The organism is Erwinia typographi (assembly GCF_000773975.1).
Lineage (GTDB): Bacteria > Pseudomonadota > Gammaproteobacteria > Enterobacterales > Enterobacteriaceae > Erwinia > Erwinia typographi.
The window spans coordinates 12,909-29,237 of sequence record NZ_JRUQ01000019.1 but is presented as its reverse complement, the minus strand read 5'-3'; the positions used below and the strand labels follow the sequence as shown (position 1 = coordinate 29,237).

The window sequence follows — 16,329 nt, the reverse complement described above, 5'->3', positions numbered from 1 at the left end:
CTCAGCAGGCGGCTGATGAAATTTATTTTTTTTCTGGCGAAACTTTCTCAAGGTCCGCAGCGAACTGTTAAAGACAGTCGTATCTTAACCCTGATGGAGCTTTCCATGAACCGTACAAAAAAACTCGTCTGTTCCCTGAGCGCCGCCGCCTTGATGAGCCTCGCGCTGCCTGCCCTTAACGCGGAGGCTGCGCTCCCCGTCGGGGCTCAGGCACCGGACTTTACACTCCAGGGCGCACTGGCTGGTAAACCGCTGACGTTTTCCCTTCAGCAGGCGCTGCAAAAAGGGCCAGTGGTACTTTACTTTTTCCCTGCGGCCTTCAGTAAGGGCTGTACGATTGAGGCACATGATTTTGCCGAAGCTACCGACGGCTTTAAAAAGCTGGGGGCAACCGTCATTGGCGTAACGGCCGGTAATACCGAGCAAATCGGTGATTTCTCCAAGCTGGAATGCCGCGATAAATTCACGGTAGCGGCGGACCCTGGCGCTAAGATTGCCAGCGAATACCAGACCACCATGCAGATGAAAGGCAAAACGATTTCCGACCGCACTTCCTATGTGATCGCGCCGGACGGTAAGATCCTGTTGAGCTATACCGACCGCAATCCTGACACGCATATTCAGAAAGCGATGGATGCGGTGAAACAGTATTCTGCGTCTCACTCCTGATACAGGCTGTCTGCCGATCTTTTAGCCTACCGAGGCCCGTTATGTTAACTGCAATATTGTCCGCCTTTTTAGGCGGCATTATCCTGAATTTCATGCCCTGCGTGTTTCCGGTGATTTCTCTGAAGGCGCTCGGCCTGCTGCGTCATCAGGGAGGCCCAAAAGCGGCGCGTGCCGAAGGGCTGGCATTTCTGGCGGGCGTTGTCGTCACCATGATGGCGCTGGCCGCCATCCTGCTGGCTGCCCGCGCCACGGGAAACGCAGTTGGCTGGGGTTTTCAGCTCCAGTCTCCGCTGGTTATCGCTATTCTTGCCCTGATTATTTTGGGGGCCGCCCTCAACCTGCTGGGGGTGTTTGAAGTCGGGCTTTCACTCCAGCGTGCGGGCGAGATCGAGGTTGGACGGAGTTCATTAATTCGTTCGGCGCTGACTGGGGCGCTGTCGATCGTGGTGGCAACTCCCTGTTCGGCTCCGTTTATGGCCAGCGCCATAGGCTATGCTCTGGTTCAGCCGCCAGCCGTTTCTCTGGCGATCTTTTTCTCGCTGGCGCTTGGGTTTGCCGCGCCGTTTACCCTGGTCTCGCTGTTTCCACGGCTGGCAAAACGGTTGCCCCGGCCGGGCGCATGGATGGACGTGTTGAAGCACGGGCTGGCCTTCCCCATGTTTGGCGCCTTTGCCTGGCTGGTTTGGGTGCTGGCGCAGCAGGCTGGTACCGCCGCGCTGGCGACCATTCTTGCCTGTTCCGTGGTCCTGGGTTTTACGGCCTGGATCTACGGCATGGCGCAAAAAAGGCGCTTTCGTGAAAAACCGCATAAGCTGCTGTATGGGGCAACGGTATTGCTGCTGGTGGCGGTTATTATCCCGGTCGCGGGGATCATTCAGACTGGAACGCCATTGCCCGACGGGCAAACGGCGGATGCTGTCCAGCAGGTGAAATGGTCGCCGCAAACCGTTGCCGATAACCGCGGGCATGGCAAAGCTATCCTGGTGGACTTCACTGCTTCATGGTGCATTACCTGTCAGGTTAACCAGCGTACTACACTCTCTACTGACGCGGTAAAAGAGGCAATAGTACGCACCGGCACGGTGTATATGGTCGCGGATTCGACAAAATTTAACCCGGATATTGATGATGCGATGAACGAATTTGGCCAGGGGGGTCTGCCGCTATATGTTGTTTATCCGGCGGACGGCAGCGCACCGAAGGTTTTGCCACAGGTATTGACCCCGTCAATCGTGGTGAATGCGCTGAACCAGGCCAGCGGCAAAAAGGCATAAGTGGAGGCAGGGGCAAAAAGGCGGTAGATGGGACGATTTGATACACCACATGATGAATGGCCAATTCTGATGGCGCGAGCGCAGGCTGGGGACCAGCAGGCTTATACACGCCTGCTGACCGTGCTGGTGCCGGTTATTCGTTCGATGGTGCGTAAGCAGATTGACGATGCGGTATTGACTGAAGACGTTATTCAGGACGTTCTGCTGGCCGTTCACCGCGTTCGCCAAACTTACGATCCCGCCTGCCCGTTCCTGCCGTGGCTGAAGGCCATCGCTCAGGCGCGCTCCATTGATGCGCTACGTCGGCGTGGTCGCCAGCGTCATTGGGAAGTGGCGGAAGAAGAGTCCCTGATGCAGTCGGGCGATCTCTCCTGTCCGCAGGAGCGGCGGGATACCCGCGAAGAGCTGTCCCTTTATCTCAACCAGTTATCCACCCGACAGCGGCAAATTGTTGAGCATGTCCACCTGAGCGAAATGAGCCTGGCGGAAGCGGCTACGGAGAGCAATCTGACGGTACCCGCTGTGAAATCACTTCTGCACCGCGCGTTGACTAATCTTCGCCGTTTTGGAGCAAAGCATGACCGATCATAATGCCTTAATTGCCACCCTCAGCCGCCGTGCGTCTCCAGTGAAAAGGACCCACCCTGCGGGCTGGCGCGTGCTGGCATTCCTGACTATGGCGCTGCCCTGCGGCGCTATAGCCAGTTTACTGGTACGCCGTCCTGTTACCGACTGGCTTCAGCCGGGGATGGCATGGGCGCTATTCCAGCTGTTCATCATCTTTATCGCCGGGACGCTGGCCATCCGCAATGCCTTCCTGATCAGTATCCCCGGACGACGTGCGCTCAGTTGGAAAGGGTTTATCCCGCTGGCTCTGTTATGGCTTGGCAGCATTCTGATCAATATGCGCGGCCTCAAACCGGCGACAAGCCAGGTGGAAGGCACCAATTGTTATCTTTTTATGCTGGTGGTCAGCGTTCCGATGATCGTCATTATGATCGGCTATCTGCGCCAGACCCGGACGCTGTTTCCCGTCCGTAGTTTGACAGCCGCTGGCGCAGGGACCGCGTGCATGGCGTTAGTTTTGCTGTCGCTATGCCACCCGATCCACCTTAACCTGCTGGACTTCGCCCAGCATTTATTAGCCGCCGCAACGATTGTGCTGGTAACCATTATTTCAGGGTGGCGATGGGTTAGAGTATGAGGGCGAAAAGCTATCAGATCTTGTGCTTTATCCTGTTTATTAACATAAGACAATCCACATCTCACATTTTTTAACGCAAAGAGAACCCTCGTAAACAGGGATAAAGAGCTGCCTGTTCATGTCGATACGGTCATTGTGTCGGCACTGGAGGATGAGAACCCCCGTCAATCCGTGATAAAATGATAAAAATTGAGTGGGCCCCTGGCTGGCTTCAGTGTGCTGCGCAGATACTGGAGACGCCATCCTCATCAGGAGTAATCGTGATCCCGATTGAACGACATCAACAAATTTTAGCGCTGGTTCAGGAAAAAGGGGTGGTGAGCATCGCTGAACTGACTGACCGGCTGTCCGTTTCTCATATGACTATCCGTCGTGATTTGCAAAAGCTGGAAGAGCAGGGTGCGGTAATGTCGGTCTCCGGCGGCGTTCGCTCAATGGAGCGCCTGGCCAGCGAGCCTTCCCATCAGGACAAGACCAGCATGTTTAGTCAGGAAAAGCAGGCGATCGGCGCGGCGGCGGCACGGCATATTCCCGCGCGCAGCTGTATCTATCTGGATGCTGGCACCACGACGCTGGCGCTGGCGCGCGAGCTGGGACGGCGGGATGACCTGACCATCGTTACCAATGATTTTGCAATTGCTAACTTCTTTATAGATAACAGCCAGTGCCGGATGATCCATTCCGGAGGGAGTCTGTGTCGGGACAACCGCTCCTGCGTGGGAGACGCGGCGGCTCAGGCGCTGCGCGGACTGTCGATTGATATCGCCTTTATTTCCGCTTCCTGCTGGGGATTGCGCGGCATCTTCACCCCTGATGAAGAGAAGATCGCCGTCAAACGCGCGGTAAACGAGGTTAGCAGTAAGCGGGTTCTGCTAGCCGACAGCTCTAAATATAATAAGATTGCTACCTTTCTTGCGTTGCCGCTGAACTGCTTTGACAGCATCATCACCGATCGTCGGCTGTCTGACGCTAGCCGCCAGGAAATGACCGCCCAGCAGATTGATGTCATTCTGGCTGGCTAATTTCCATCATGGTCTTAACCTGGCCGTTAAGGGGCATATCCCATCGAGGATCATCTCGCTATCCTTGTCACAACAGCAATGGTCAGACTAAGCTATTTTTAATTTGTGAACATAAAGTCAGGATTTGGTTTTTTTATGGATAGGTGTTTTGTTAAGGCGGCATATGCGCTATCTGCTAGATAATACGCTACTTTTTGATGATAAAGCGGGATCGCTAAGCGTAGTAGCCAGCGGAGAAAGCGCGAGGCTTCCCTATAGTGCCGTCTTAATTCTGCGGGTCTTCTGTGAGAACCCCGGTGAACTGATATCACGTAATGATCTGATGGATCGCGCCTGGACAGAAAACGGCCTGCGTGCATCGGGCAGCAACCTCTATAACTCACTCAGCCTGATCAGAAAAACCATTGATGGATTGGGCATTGAACAGCAATTCGTCCGTACTCAGCCTAAAATCGGGCTGATAATGGAAGTTTCCGTAAGCCCACTGGATGACCCAGAACAGAAACCTGAAGCAACCTCCCCAGCACCGGTGGCGACAGTCCCGTCGGTTAGCGAACAGCAGGGTGATGTCCCCGCTGCAGAGGCAATACCTGATGATACCGAATCACCACAACCAGGCCGTTCACCACGTAGCCAGCAACCGTTCCGTGTGGGAAGGGCCTTGTCTAATTTTTATATTATCTGGACACTGTTTATTGCTGTGCTGATGTTTTCTGTCTCTATATTTAAAAATGACTTGTTTACCAGCAGAGATGACGTTCACGTTAGCGAATATTCTAAAGTGGGGAGTCAGTTCGGCTGTAGTTTATTTATTCATAATGATAGTTCCGGTATCTACCCTTCCTCTTCTGTTAATACTGAAATAGCCAGGTTAGCTAAACAGTATGATGTTGATTGTAATAGATTTGACGTCAATTTCTATATCAGAATATTAAGTAATGCGCACAACGCACATCATACACCTCAACAGATTAATATGATTTGCCTGTTTAATCGGGAAAAGGATACAGCGATCGAATGTCTAAATGACTTTTCCAGAACGCAGGAGAGCAAAAATGCTCAATAACAATAAATTTAAATATGCTGTTTCTACGTTACTTCTACTGTGCTTTTTCATTTTGTTCCAGTTTTATCATCAGGAAGGCGACGAGGAGTTCAGCTGCTCGGGGAATGTGAGTAAAGACACGTTTTTACCTGATGAGTCAATGGCGACTTTAGATGCTAACGTTTATATCCTGATTGATAAAAATAAAGAAGGCGTCGCCAATTTTAATGGTACTGTTGTCTATGCAGGAGAAAAGTACAGGGTAAGAAGAGCCGTTAATTTTAGCTATAAGCATAGAGTTGCTTCTTCAGTTTATGATTTCGTCTGGAAGGATATGGCTATTAGCGGCGGGGATACTCTGCCGCCGAAGCTGGATTTTATTTTGCATTCTAATGAGAAAGAGTCTTTTTTCCGCATAAGAAAGCTGGAGGATAATATAATGATGATTGATAAAAATGGCGTGCCGGTAATGGCCTGTGCGCTGAAATAGCCTTTCTGGCGCTGGGTTCATTGATTTCAGCGCCTCCGTCATGTCACCCGCCTTGCCATTGCTCAGGATATCTGTCCAATAACATCAACTTATCAAATTACCAAAAGATTAATAATCCAATTAATGAATTAATAATCGAATAAAAATTTATATAAATATATTTATGCCATATTATATGTTGCTGTAGGTAGGGGTTGTGTAGAATGCACACCGTTGAGCGATGGTATGCCGGACGTCTGACCTTACACCAGGGACATTTATCTCATGCTATCCATCGCTCAATGCCTGAAACACTACTCTGTCTTTTGGTATAAAAATGGATGGTCAACTACAATGTGTACTACCGATCGGGTTCTTATTTCTAAGGATAGTTTTTTGCATTTAGGACTTTGCGAAAGAAGGAACCATCTTCCTGTTATTCTGAAAAATGAATTAAAGCCAATTACCAGTGCGTTTAATGAAAACAAGAATACCTTGCTTGCCTATGTTGATGACAGGTTAGATGAACGGGACGTACTGAAGTGGTTACGAAACGCGAAGGATCTTTATAACAATATTAGCGTTATAAACATCTCCGTTAAGAAGAAAAGCCAGACCTCAGGGTTGTACAAAATTACGCTGACGCAGTATGAAAGAAAGTGTGAGTATCATCAAAGGAACAAAAATAAAATCCAGGAAAAGAAATTTGCTGAGTTTCATAAGAAGCAAAACGTAAAATTAACCCGAACGGAAAAAGAAGTGCTGTCGCTGATGATCAGCGGTCAGTCTATTGCTGATATATCAAAAACCCTCAATTGCAGTGCGAAAGTGATTTACACTCACCGCTATAATATCATTAAGAAATATGGCTACCGGACGTTTAATGAGCTTTATATCAGTATTCTGGGTGATGGGCAGTAAACGTTAATATGACATCTTATAACGTGCTGTAGCATGGGTGGCCGCTGGTTATAAATAGTCGCAAGCGGTCACCCATTCAGCTCTGGTTACAGATAGCTGATGGTATAGGTCATCGTTCCGTTAGCTTCTCCCGGTCTGACATTGTGTTCTGTCTGGTAGTAGCGGACAGAAAAAGGGATGGAAATCGCAGACTTCACCATCGGGAATTTACCGATCTGCCACGGCGTGGCAAAGCTGACGGGCGTTTCTGTTCCGCCGTGCAGCACCTGAATGCCCGCGCCACTGGCGCTTATCGATTTTTTGTTCAGGGCTAGTACGCCAGTATTCTCAAATCCGCTAACCAGAGTGCCATCCAGTTGTATCATGATCTTAAACGTCCCGGAGGCCGCCACATCACAGGCGAGGTTGAGTGAGAAATCTTTGGTGGCGCTGGTTGTGCCTGTTGCAGTACCAAATCCACTGCTCCCGGCCGAAGATACGGTCCCCAGCGATATGATAAAAGGTTGCGGGCTGAGTATTTCACAAGTCTGCGTCCTGTAGTCGATCTTATTTGCGCCCTTCATAAAGAAAGGGGCGCGATCTCCTCCTCGCATCTGCGAATCAATCGTAAATATTGTTAATGAAGCAGGAGCGACAACAATATCCCCAGCGTGCTGCTCTTTGACGATCTCAAACTCGACCTCAAGCGGGATTTGCTGCCAGTGGCTGGAGGGCAATCCCCAGAACGCGTTACGGTTGGTTACGGTAATTTTGGTATCAATAGATTTTACTGTATTGCCACGATCGCCCCTGTAAGTGATATACAGGCTCAGGCCGTTTCCCAGCAACGTCCTGAGATCTTCACGTTTGAAAAAAACGTTTTCAGGACTACCTGCTATGCTCTTTAAGCTGCAGCGGGCGGTAAAGCTGACCGTTTGTCGGTGGATAACGGTGCCAATGGGCGTACTCTTTGTTACAACGATCCTCGGCGTGTTAATGCCAATGTTGATAACTGACTCGATATTTTCATTCGCGCATTTCAACTCGGCTCTGGCGGTCTGGAGGCCAACGCACAGCAGCAGCAGTGCCAGTAATCCCTTGATCAAGAGCCATTTCGCTGACGTGAGAGAGTCCATTATTTTTCCCCTGGGTTAATTAAGCGCGTCACACTGGCTTTCTACGCGGTCGAAATAGAGATTTGCTGACTGTTTCTTATCGCGATCGGGAAGGGTGACAGTAAAAGTACAGCGCTGCTGTTCATGCTCCCCCCATTTAACCTGCAGGCGATCGCTGTTACTGCTCATCCTTGCGTAAATTTGCCCACCCTGGGTCACTGCCCCTATCACCTGACCGGACTGGTCGGTTACCGGCGCGCCGAAAGGCAACGCCTCGCCATCAAGCATCACGGCGCGGATCAACGCGGCGCGTCCGCTGCTGGTAGGATATCGTAGCTTTACTACGGCCCCGGCGCGTGGAGCAATTCGCTGGCTGGTGCTTTCCAGTTCAACATCTGCCGATAATCCTTCCGGGTTGAGTGCGATATAATTCATCCGATAAGGACTCAGATAAGGCACTACCGCATTGCCGCTGTTATTGAGCACAATTCCGGAATAGCCTTCCACCTTAGCTCCGCCAGCGTTTTGCGCGCTAACGATCGCCATGGTGGTGGCAGTGTAAGGGCTTGCCGTAATACTGTCGGAAAGCGCCACCACAGAACCGCTGGCCCCCAGCGAGAGCGAATGATAATCCCTACTTTGTGCAACATTCCCCTGCAAAGAGGCGTAGGGCGTGCGGTACATTGATGAGGCGTTGCTGGAATACTCGTTATTGGCGTCGCGTGAGGCGCCAACGTTATAGCTGAGCTGATTATTCTCTCCCAACAGTCCGCTAACGCTGGCCTGGGTGGATACCCCCTCTTTCGTATGAGTGGAATACAGATTCAGGTTAGGCGCCTGCTGGTGAGAGCCCAGTGGCACGGACAGCGAGAGAACGTACTGGGTCTCTTGCCTGCCAAAAGCATTACCGACCCGATTAGCTGAAACGTTGTACGAGAGGTGGCCCAGACTATTGGCATAGCCAGCCTGATACTGATTGTCATGGCCTTCACGATCCCAATAGTTCTGGCTGTATCCACTGATATAAAACTGGCCCCAACCGTCTGGAAGTCCCTGGCTTGCCGTGATGGAGAGACGGTTACGCGGGCGCTGCAACTTGACGTTATCCCGGTGGGGATGGCGCGCATCTTCAGTGAACAGCATCGCATTACTCAGATCCAGGTAACCTGATGAAGAGAAGCGATAGGCGGCGATGGAGAGATTGCTGTTGGTCGGAATATAGAGTTTGCTGTAGGTAACGCGATAGCTCGCCCCCCGACTTTGCCTGCCGTGAGAGGACGCGCTGGCACCGGTGACATCCAGTGCCAGCGCGCCGAGTGGCGTCCCCACGGCCATTCCCAGCAGCGCGGCATTATACTCACCGGTACTCAGCAATCCGCCATACCCAGTCAGGCCATTTGTTATGCCATGCTGAACGGTGCTCTGAAAGACCTTTGGCTTATAGGAAAGATTAACGTCCTGCAGCGTGCCTGCAACCGCGTTGTAGCGGGTCGTGCCTGGACGCAGTAGCTGCGCCACCGAGGCATAAGGTACGCTAAAGCTGGTTGTCTGCCCGTTAGATTCCTCTACCGTGACCAGGAGATCCCCGCCGTATCCGGTGGGATAAAGATCGTCAATGACAAATTCGCCCGGAGGCACGGTGGTGTCGTAGAGCTGGGAACCATTCTGCGAGATGGTCACATGCGCGGTCGTCGTGGCGATCCCGCGGATGACTGGGGCATAGCCACGCTGAGTGTCCGGAAGCATACGTTCATCGGTGGCGAGCTGTACCCCACGAAATGAGAAAGTATCAAAGAGTTCTCCAGAGGTATTCGACTCCCCTACTATCAGCATGGCCTTCAGCGGGGTGATATCACGCTGAACGTAGGTACGGAGAGCGTCATAACGGCGCTTTGAATCATTTTTCCAGCGCAGTGAACCACTGTGCCGCAGCATCCAACCCTGCAAATTGTATCCGGCATTCAGCGCGCCATAGAATGACTGGGATTCCATACTCGCCGTTTTTGACTGATAGAAATTCGTGTTATAGCCGACAAAAAAGGCGTTCTCACCGGCATCCCACAGGCTGGGATCTACCGATCCGCGCGCTCTGCGCTGCAGGCTGGCCTGGGGCAGCTGAATGTTCAGGCGCATATCGCCTGTGTCAAAGGATGTTTGCGCCGAGGGGATAAGTTGCTCAACCGTCAGGCAGGTATCGGGTTCATTAAGCCGCGCCAGATTTTGTTGATTAATGGCTTCAGGTTTTATGCCTGCATGGGCTAAAAGAGTAGGTTGTATGCATATTCTTGAGAGATCATCCTGCTGGCGAATGATGACATTTTCACGGGAAACGTACAGATCGTTGATATAGATATCGGGACGATATTCGCCGGGTAGAAGCGGCACGCCACGTTCAAAACGGGAAATATCAATGTCTGCTCCCGGCGTATTTTTAAGAAAATCAGTATCGAAGGTCGTGGCAGAAAAGGGGCTTTCGCCTGTTGTTTCATTAGCTGTTGTTGTTATTGGTATCAGTGTCAAAATTATCATGCTGCTGAGTAGCGACAGCGACGGCCGTTTGGTCCAATTCCCTTTAATTTCCCAAGGATGAGCTATTTTATTATCCATAATATTTACCCTGAAAAAAGTCGTAGTCAATGGCGTCAATCAGAGAGGCGGAAATATTACTCTATGACAAAGCCTTCAAATTCAGTCGTTCCACCATGATCATTAATGATGGTGTAATTTATTTTCCCGTTTTTATTTATTTTCGTCGCTGATTTGACTGAGAACGTCTGCTTTTCACCTGGCGCAATCATTTCGCCATTATGGCTGGTGGTCTTTTCTCCCGCATTTTCAACGATGATTGAGGATACGTTAACGAAATAGGGAGAATCATTGAAAGCGATTAACTCTTTACCTGACTGGGTTCTCGCCAAACCCCAGCGAAGATTTTTTGCCGCCTTTAGCGCTGACTCGGCATTCAGTCCGACCGGACGGAAAAATATTTTTAATCTGCTGCGAATGGCCATTTGTAACAGGTTTTCATTTTCTGCGGTCTTTTTTGCTTTCGGTGGAATATCCAGAACGTTCAGCCAAAAAAGGGACTCTTTATCTTTTGGCAACGTGCTGCCGGTATACGTCAGGCGCAAGGTTTGCCCTCTATGGGCATCAATTCTTGAAACGGGCGGCATAAGCACAAAAGGGACATCAAGCGTGCTGACCGGCACGGAGGTATCTCCCTTATCAATCCAGGTTTGCACCAGGGAGGGCGTTTCCCCTTTGTTCTGCATTCGTATCGTGACTTCACGAGAGTCTTCAGGATAAATAATGCGGGTTGAATGGATGACAATATTTGCCGTGGCTGAATTTATGCCAGGAAGCAATATTCCCGTAAACAGAGCGATTTGGCAGAATAAACTTTTTGCTGTCCATTGAGTCAGGAACGTCATGCCATCATCCTTAATGGTTAAAACGAAACGGGAGAGGGGGCAGGAAGTTGAAAAGACACCCTGCCCACATTTAACCGATATTAAAAATCCGTCGGAGAATTAGAAATAGTCGATAGAATATTCAACTGAGGTCGCAACAACACCCGTTTCGGATTTACCTGTCACGTAGTATTGAGCCGAGTATACCAGCGCCGCACTTCCATCTTTCAGGGTCTCCTCGTTAGTCGCTGAACGTTGACTTTCGTCACCGACTTTCAGTGGATTACCTTTAGGATCAAGAATTTGGATATGCACGTTCTTGGCTGTGCCGTTGTTTTTTAGCGTGCCGGTCGCTAAGTCAACATTAGTCCCAGCCTGGAAAAACGCGCGAACTTTGCCCTCTTTGGTTGCGCAATCTTTGACATTAACGGTGAAAGTGGTGTTGCCCGCCACCTGACCTTCCTCGGCCAGCAGGGAAGACACGATGTTCGGCAGCGTTACGCCGCCGTCTTTTGAACCATTGACGCTGACATCACATGTCTGGCTGCTGATAAAACCGTTAAACGTGATGGTGCCATCTGGCTCTGCCGCAGCAATCGCTGGAAGACTAATAATTGTGGCAGCAACAGCAGAAACAATGAGGTTTGATTTCATGTGATAAATCCTTTTATTAAATAAAAAATAAAACCAAGCTATCGTCTGATAAATTGGTTTTCAAATTCTGCGTAAGAAGGTGAGAATTATCTATAGTAATTAATCCAAATGATTATCCAGCGGACTAATAACTTCAACAAGTTGTCAGCTGACCTGAAATTTTTTACTTACGATTAAAGAACCGCGTAGCTAAGCTGACGGTGATGCCAGCGGCGATGATCAGCACGCCTGCGCCTAACACAGCGCCAACGCTGGCATCAACTGGCCGGCGCTCGATATCACCAAATCCGGAAACGTTACCCTCTGAACTTTCATTACGGCCGCCATAAAGGAAGTCGTAAATAGTAGAGGGCGACCACCATGCCGCACCGCTTACCTGCTCAACATCAGACTCTTTTAATAAACGCATAGAAATACCTCTGTACCCAAATAGCCACCGGGAGATTGAACGTCAGGGTTAATTACACTTTCGGAACCGGCAGGCTCAGATCAAACCATTGGGCAACCACTTCATTAAAGTATTCTGCTGTGGTATTCCAGCCGTTGACCATGCCGAATATTCCACCAATAACGGTGCCGTAGACCATGCCTATCACCATGGTTACGCCAGCAGAAATCAGACCAAAACCAAGAATGCCGCCCACGCTGCCGCCGGCAACGCCGCCCTTAACAGTTCCGACGGAAAGACCTACCAGGGCACCAAGCGTTATTGCTCCGACTGTGTCTAAGAAACCGGCGCCAGAAACGGCTTCAATTTCCATCATATTCAGTTCACGCATGAAAAACTCCTTTTTAAAATGAGTAAAGTGGAATTACTCGGTTTTTGAATGCATCACAGACGCGGTTTATTTATTTCATCACCGTACAGTGTATTTTAATCTTCCACGTTGACGATATTTAATATCTATGCATTTACAATGCAGTATTTTGACTTTTTATCTGGAGTGTTGCGATTTTTTAATAATAAACATCATGTTTTATTAATGGATTGATGTAATTTATTGTATTTCATCTCAGTGCGATATATTATCTGGTTTGATTATTTTTAATATCGTTAAAAATCCAAATTCCTGTCATCTTGTGAGCGTTGGTTATTATTGCCTGACATTAATTAGCGTATCGTAATCCAGCTCAAAAGCCTTCCCATTGGCCAGACAGATAATCCGGTCGGCACTGCGAATGGTTTCAGGGCGATGAGCGATGATCACTCGGGTTATCGGCATTAGCTGTATGGCCTGATTAATCAGCCTTTCTCGCTCCACATCCAGGTGGCTGGAGGCTTCATCCAGCACCAGGATATCGGGCTGGCGATAAAGTGCGCGAGCCAGCAATACGCGCTGGTTTTGTCCACCAGACAAAGAAGATCCCATATCGCCGACCAGGCTCTGATAACCCATTGGCATGACCATGATATCGTCATGAATTTGCGCCAGCCTGGCAGCTTGCTCGATCCGCTGCTGGTCGCACTTACTGTCAAAGAAGGAGATATTATCCGCAATCGATCCGGCAAACAGAATGTCATCCTGCATCACGCAGCCGATGCGTTCGCGATGCGAGCGCATACCTTGCTGGCGAATATCTATACCGTCCACTTCGATAGTGCCTTCCTGAGGCTTCAACAGGCCCAGCAACAGCTTCGCCAGCGTTGTTTTACCCTGACCTGATGGCCCAACAATCGCCACGCTTTCACCCGGTTTGAGGATAAATGAACAGTTATCCAATACCCAGGGCTCCGTTTCGGAGTAGCGGAATTTCAACCCTTTTACCGTCATGGCGGGGCCAGCGCCACTGGCGGTTCTGGCAGGCTCCGCTACGCTGGCTTCCATATCTTCTTCGGCATCCGTCAGCACAATATCAGCCAGACGCTCACCATAAAGCCGCAACATGCGGAATTCGATCAGAGCATCAATCAGGCCTGACGCACGGCCGATAAACTGGTCGGAGAAACTGATAAAGGCAACCAGCATACCCACGGAGAAATTGCCGTCTAAAACCTGCTTTGCCGCCAGCCAGATCAGCACGACGCGGCCAACCCCGGAGATTACGCCCTGAAGGGTGCTGAAGCCGATGCTTAGCCGCTGGATAACAATTCCTTTATTTGTGGTTTCAACCAGGGCGTTAGCGTAAGCCACCATGCGGGTTTCTTGCTTGTTGTTAAGCTTGACGGCCTGCGCGCCGCGAATGGTTTCCAGCAGCTGCGATTGTGCCCGGGCGGCGGTTACAATCTGGTCTTCATTGGCCTGGCGGAAGGGACGGTAGGAGACCAGCCTGATCAGCGCATAGGTGACGAACAGCCCTATAACCAGCCATGTCAGCGCACTGTTATAAATAAACAGCATACTTAGCGTGGCAAAGGCCATCACGCCATCAAGCAACGTGCTGATAAAGCGGCTGGTGAGCGTGCTCTGAATGGTACTGATAGAGCCAAAGCGCGACACGATATCGCCGACGTGCCGCTCTTCGAAGTAAGACATCGGTAAGCCAAGCAGTTTGGTAAACACGTTGGTGGTCCACTGTACGCCAAGCAGACTGGAAAACCAGGTGGTGACCCAGGCCCGGAGGGTAGAGATCGCATTTTGCAGGATCACCACGATGATAAAGCCGATGCCCAGTAGCGAAAGCAGGTCGTAGTCAGCGGAAACCAGAACCTGATCCATCACCCATTGCATATAGAATGGCGAAAGAATGCCAAATAGCTCCATAGCGACGGATAAAATCAAAATCTGTACAAACACCGAGCGGATGCCAATGACGCTGCCCACCAGACTCATCATCGAGATCGACTGTTTCTCCTCGACCGGCTTAAAGGAGGCCGAAGGCACCAGCTCCAGCGCCACGCCGGTGAAGCAGCGTGAAACTTCATCCATCGGGATGTCACGGATTCCACGGGCGGGATCGTGAATGGTGATCTTATTCCGATGAACTTTCTTCAACACCACAAAGTGATTCAGATCCCAGTGTAAAATACAGGGGCGGCGGAGCTTCTCGAGCTCCTCGACTTCCAGCCTGAGGGCTCGTCCGCCCATACCCAGGCGATGCGCCATTTGCATGACGTCGGCCAGCGTGGCGCCTTTTAGCGAGGTAGAAAAGCGACGACGGAGGCTAATCAGATCGATTGAGTGCCCATAATAATTGGCTACCATGCCAACGCAGGCCAGCCCGCACTCTGCGGCCTGAGTTTGCTGCATCATCGGCAGACGTCTGCCCCAGCCAAACGTTAAGGAATTAATAAAACTCATGCCGTTAACCACTCCTTTGAATCATTTTTGTCATCCGTTGCACAAATTACCTGCGGGTTCAGATTATGCCGCTGAGCGGCGGCCCAGGGCATACAGCGGTTCCAGAACCCATTCAATCAGGCGGCGGTTATCAATCAGAAAATCCGCTTCTAAAGCCATGCCCGGTCTGAGTTGCTCTGTTTTGCCGTAGGCCTGAATATCCTGTTTATTGAGCTGGATCACCACGCGGTAAAGCTGCTCTTGCACATTATTGTTTCCGGTCAGAGTGGCGACTTCCTGCGGAGAAAGCGCGGTGCGTGAGACATCTTTGACCTTGCCATACTGCTGCCCGAACTTTTGATAGGGATAGGCCTGATAGCGCAGCACCACTTTTTGCCCCGGCTGAATAAAGCCAATTGCTCTGCTGGTGACCATCATTCTTGCCTGCAATGGCTCATCAACGGGCAGGAGAGAGGCCACCGACTGCCCGGCGGAAACCATCTGTCCACGCTGGGTCAGTACCGCGCCGACGAGGCTTTTTTGCGCAGCACGCAGCACGACTGAACGGCGAGACTCATTTTCGGCCAGTGATTGATCGATATCTGACAGCCTGCGCTGAATGTCATGCTGCTGATTACGTGCGTTGATCGGCTGTTCGCGCAGCTGCTGACGGGTTTGCGCCAGCTGCTGCTGTAGATCAATGCGCTGGCGCAGCACCTCCTGCAGGCGGCTGTTGGCTTCTAATAGCGTCGTTTCCTGCTGTTCAAGCTGGCTGTTTGAGGCATAGCCCTCAGACAGCATTTGCCGAATTTTTTCGAGCTGGCGTTTGGCGAGTTCAGCCTGGCGGGCACGCTGTTTGCGCTGTATCTCCATCTGTTTTGACTGGGCTTCAAGCAGGGCTATACGCTCTTTCAGGCCGTTTAACGCCTCTTCATTCAGGTCAGACTGGCCGGCCAGATCTTTAATTAGCCTTTCACGCTGCATCTGCAACTGTTCGGCTACTCGTTCCCGCGTGGCGCCGAGGGGGGTGGAGACTTCAGAAGATATCTCCATCAACGGATCGCCTTTTTCGACAATATTGCCCTCAACGGCCAGCAGATGAATAACGGTCCCGGTCACCGGAGGTACGACGTTTAATATGCCTGCGGCCGGTAACAGTTGTCCGCTGGCGGATTCGCGTTTGGTATAGCTGCCAAAAACGAAAAAGGTCGCAATGGATAACGTGACCGCTGCGACAACAGCAATCACCAGCCAGCGCCAGGGGGGGCAATAAATCGCAACCGAACCAATGGATTTAGATTTATTGGCGTCCAGAACTTCCTGGCGAAAAAGGGGAGCGCTCATCATAA

Annotated in this window: 17 protein-coding genes; 9 read left to right on the top strand and 8 right to left on the bottom strand. The window is 50.7% G+C overall.

Annotation, left to right across the window (positions count from 1 at the left end; all coding sequences use genetic code 11):
- Positions 1–105: 105 nt before the first annotated feature.
- From NG99_RS04955 to NG99_RS04920, 8 genes are all read left to right on the top strand, one after another.
- Positions 106–669, top strand: coding sequence for a peroxiredoxin (locus NG99_RS04955; RefSeq protein WP_034889410.1), 564 nt, complete (start codon positions 106–108; stop codon positions 667–669).
- 41 nt (positions 670–710) lie between these two features.
- Positions 711–1,943: a protein-disulfide reductase DsbD family protein gene (locus tag NG99_RS04950; protein WP_034889013.1), complete on the top strand. Its 1,233-nt coding sequence runs from the start codon at positions 711–713 to the stop codon at positions 1,941–1,943.
- A gap of 27 nt (positions 1,944–1,970) precedes the next feature.
- Positions 1,971–2,534 (top strand): sigma-70 family RNA polymerase sigma factor, encoded by a 564-nt coding sequence (locus NG99_RS04945; protein WP_034889011.1) that lies wholly within the window; start codon positions 1,971–1,973, stop codon positions 2,532–2,534.
- On the top strand, positions 2,521–3,147 hold the full coding sequence (locus NG99_RS04940; protein ID WP_034889009.1) for a DUF1109 domain-containing protein: 627 nt from the start codon (positions 2,521–2,523) through the stop codon (positions 3,145–3,147). The genes NG99_RS04945 and NG99_RS04940 overlap by 14 nt, the downstream gene beginning before the upstream one ends.
- Positions 3,148–3,407: 260 nt before the next feature.
- A complete protein-coding gene (gene ygbI / locus NG99_RS04935) occupies positions 3,408–4,169 on the top strand; it encodes a DNA-binding transcriptional repressor YgbI (protein ID WP_034889008.1) in 762 nt (253 codons plus the stop codon).
- A 163-nt stretch (positions 4,170–4,332) separates the two neighbouring features.
- Positions 4,333–5,235, top strand: a complete 903-nt coding sequence (locus tag NG99_RS04930) for a winged helix-turn-helix domain-containing protein (protein WP_034889007.1) — start codon at positions 4,333–4,335, stop codon at positions 5,233–5,235.
- On the top strand, positions 5,225–5,704 hold the full coding sequence (locus tag NG99_RS04925) for a hypothetical protein (protein WP_034889005.1): 480 nt from the start codon (positions 5,225–5,227) through the stop codon (positions 5,702–5,704). Before NG99_RS04930 ends, NG99_RS04925 begins: the two co-directional genes overlap by 11 nt.
- Positions 5,705–5,968: 264 nt before the next feature.
- Positions 5,969–6,604, top strand: a complete 636-nt coding sequence (locus tag NG99_RS04920) for a helix-turn-helix transcriptional regulator (RefSeq protein WP_084110418.1) — start codon at positions 5,969–5,971, stop codon at positions 6,602–6,604.
- A gap of 86 nt (positions 6,605–6,690) precedes the next feature.
- Here NG99_RS04920 and NG99_RS04915 read toward each other — a convergent pair whose 3' ends face one another.
- Positions 6,691–7,626 carry a fimbrial protein gene (locus NG99_RS04915; protein ID WP_198138734.1) on the bottom strand — a complete coding sequence of 312 codons (936 nt, stop codon included), beginning with the start codon at positions 7,624–7,626 and terminating at the stop codon, positions 6,691–6,693.
- 108 nt (positions 7,627–7,734) lie between these two features.
- Positions 7,735–10,104, bottom strand: a complete 2,370-nt coding sequence (locus NG99_RS04910; protein ID WP_232298180.1) for a fimbria/pilus outer membrane usher protein — start codon at positions 10,102–10,104, stop codon at positions 7,735–7,737.
- Between the two features lie 4 nt (positions 10,105–10,108).
- On the opposite strand from NG99_RS04910, the gene NG99_RS29875 reads away from it, so the two are divergent.
- The gene (locus NG99_RS29875; protein WP_232298196.1) at positions 10,109–10,288 is read left to right on the top strand and encodes a hypothetical protein; all 180 of its coding nucleotides are present in this window, start codon (positions 10,109–10,111) and stop codon (positions 10,286–10,288) included.
- Between the two features lie 73 nt (positions 10,289–10,361).
- Here NG99_RS29875 and NG99_RS04905 read toward each other — a convergent pair whose 3' ends face one another.
- The 6 genes from NG99_RS04905 to NG99_RS04880 all read right to left on the bottom strand — a co-directional run bounded on the left by NG99_RS04905 (position 10,362) and on the right by NG99_RS04880 (position 16,327).
- Positions 10,362–11,129 (bottom strand): fimbria/pilus periplasmic chaperone, encoded by a 768-nt coding sequence (locus NG99_RS04905; RefSeq protein ID WP_072017540.1) that lies wholly within the window; start codon positions 11,127–11,129, stop codon positions 10,362–10,364.
- Positions 11,130–11,228: 99 nt separating this feature from the next.
- Positions 11,229–11,762, bottom strand: a complete 534-nt coding sequence (locus tag NG99_RS04900; protein WP_034888999.1) for a fimbrial protein — start codon at positions 11,760–11,762, stop codon at positions 11,229–11,231.
- Between the two features lie 163 nt (positions 11,763–11,925).
- Positions 11,926–12,171 carry a hypothetical protein gene (locus NG99_RS04895; protein ID WP_034888998.1) on the bottom strand — a complete coding sequence of 82 codons (246 nt, stop codon included), beginning with the start codon at positions 12,169–12,171 and terminating at the stop codon, positions 11,926–11,928.
- A gap of 52 nt (positions 12,172–12,223) precedes the next feature.
- Positions 12,224–12,541: a hypothetical protein gene (locus NG99_RS04890; protein WP_034888996.1), complete on the bottom strand. Its 318-nt coding sequence runs from the start codon at positions 12,539–12,541 to the stop codon at positions 12,224–12,226.
- Between the two features lie 315 nt (positions 12,542–12,856).
- Positions 12,857–15,001: a peptidase domain-containing ABC transporter gene (locus NG99_RS04885; protein WP_034888993.1), complete on the bottom strand. Its 2,145-nt coding sequence runs from the start codon at positions 14,999–15,001 to the stop codon at positions 12,857–12,859.
- A 63-nt stretch (positions 15,002–15,064) separates the two neighbouring features.
- Complete coding sequence (locus tag NG99_RS04880) at positions 15,065–16,327, bottom strand: HlyD family secretion protein (RefSeq protein WP_332308332.1); 1,263 nt, start codon at positions 16,325–16,327, stop codon at positions 15,065–15,067.
- Between the last annotated feature and the right edge of the window lie 2 nt (positions 16,328–16,329).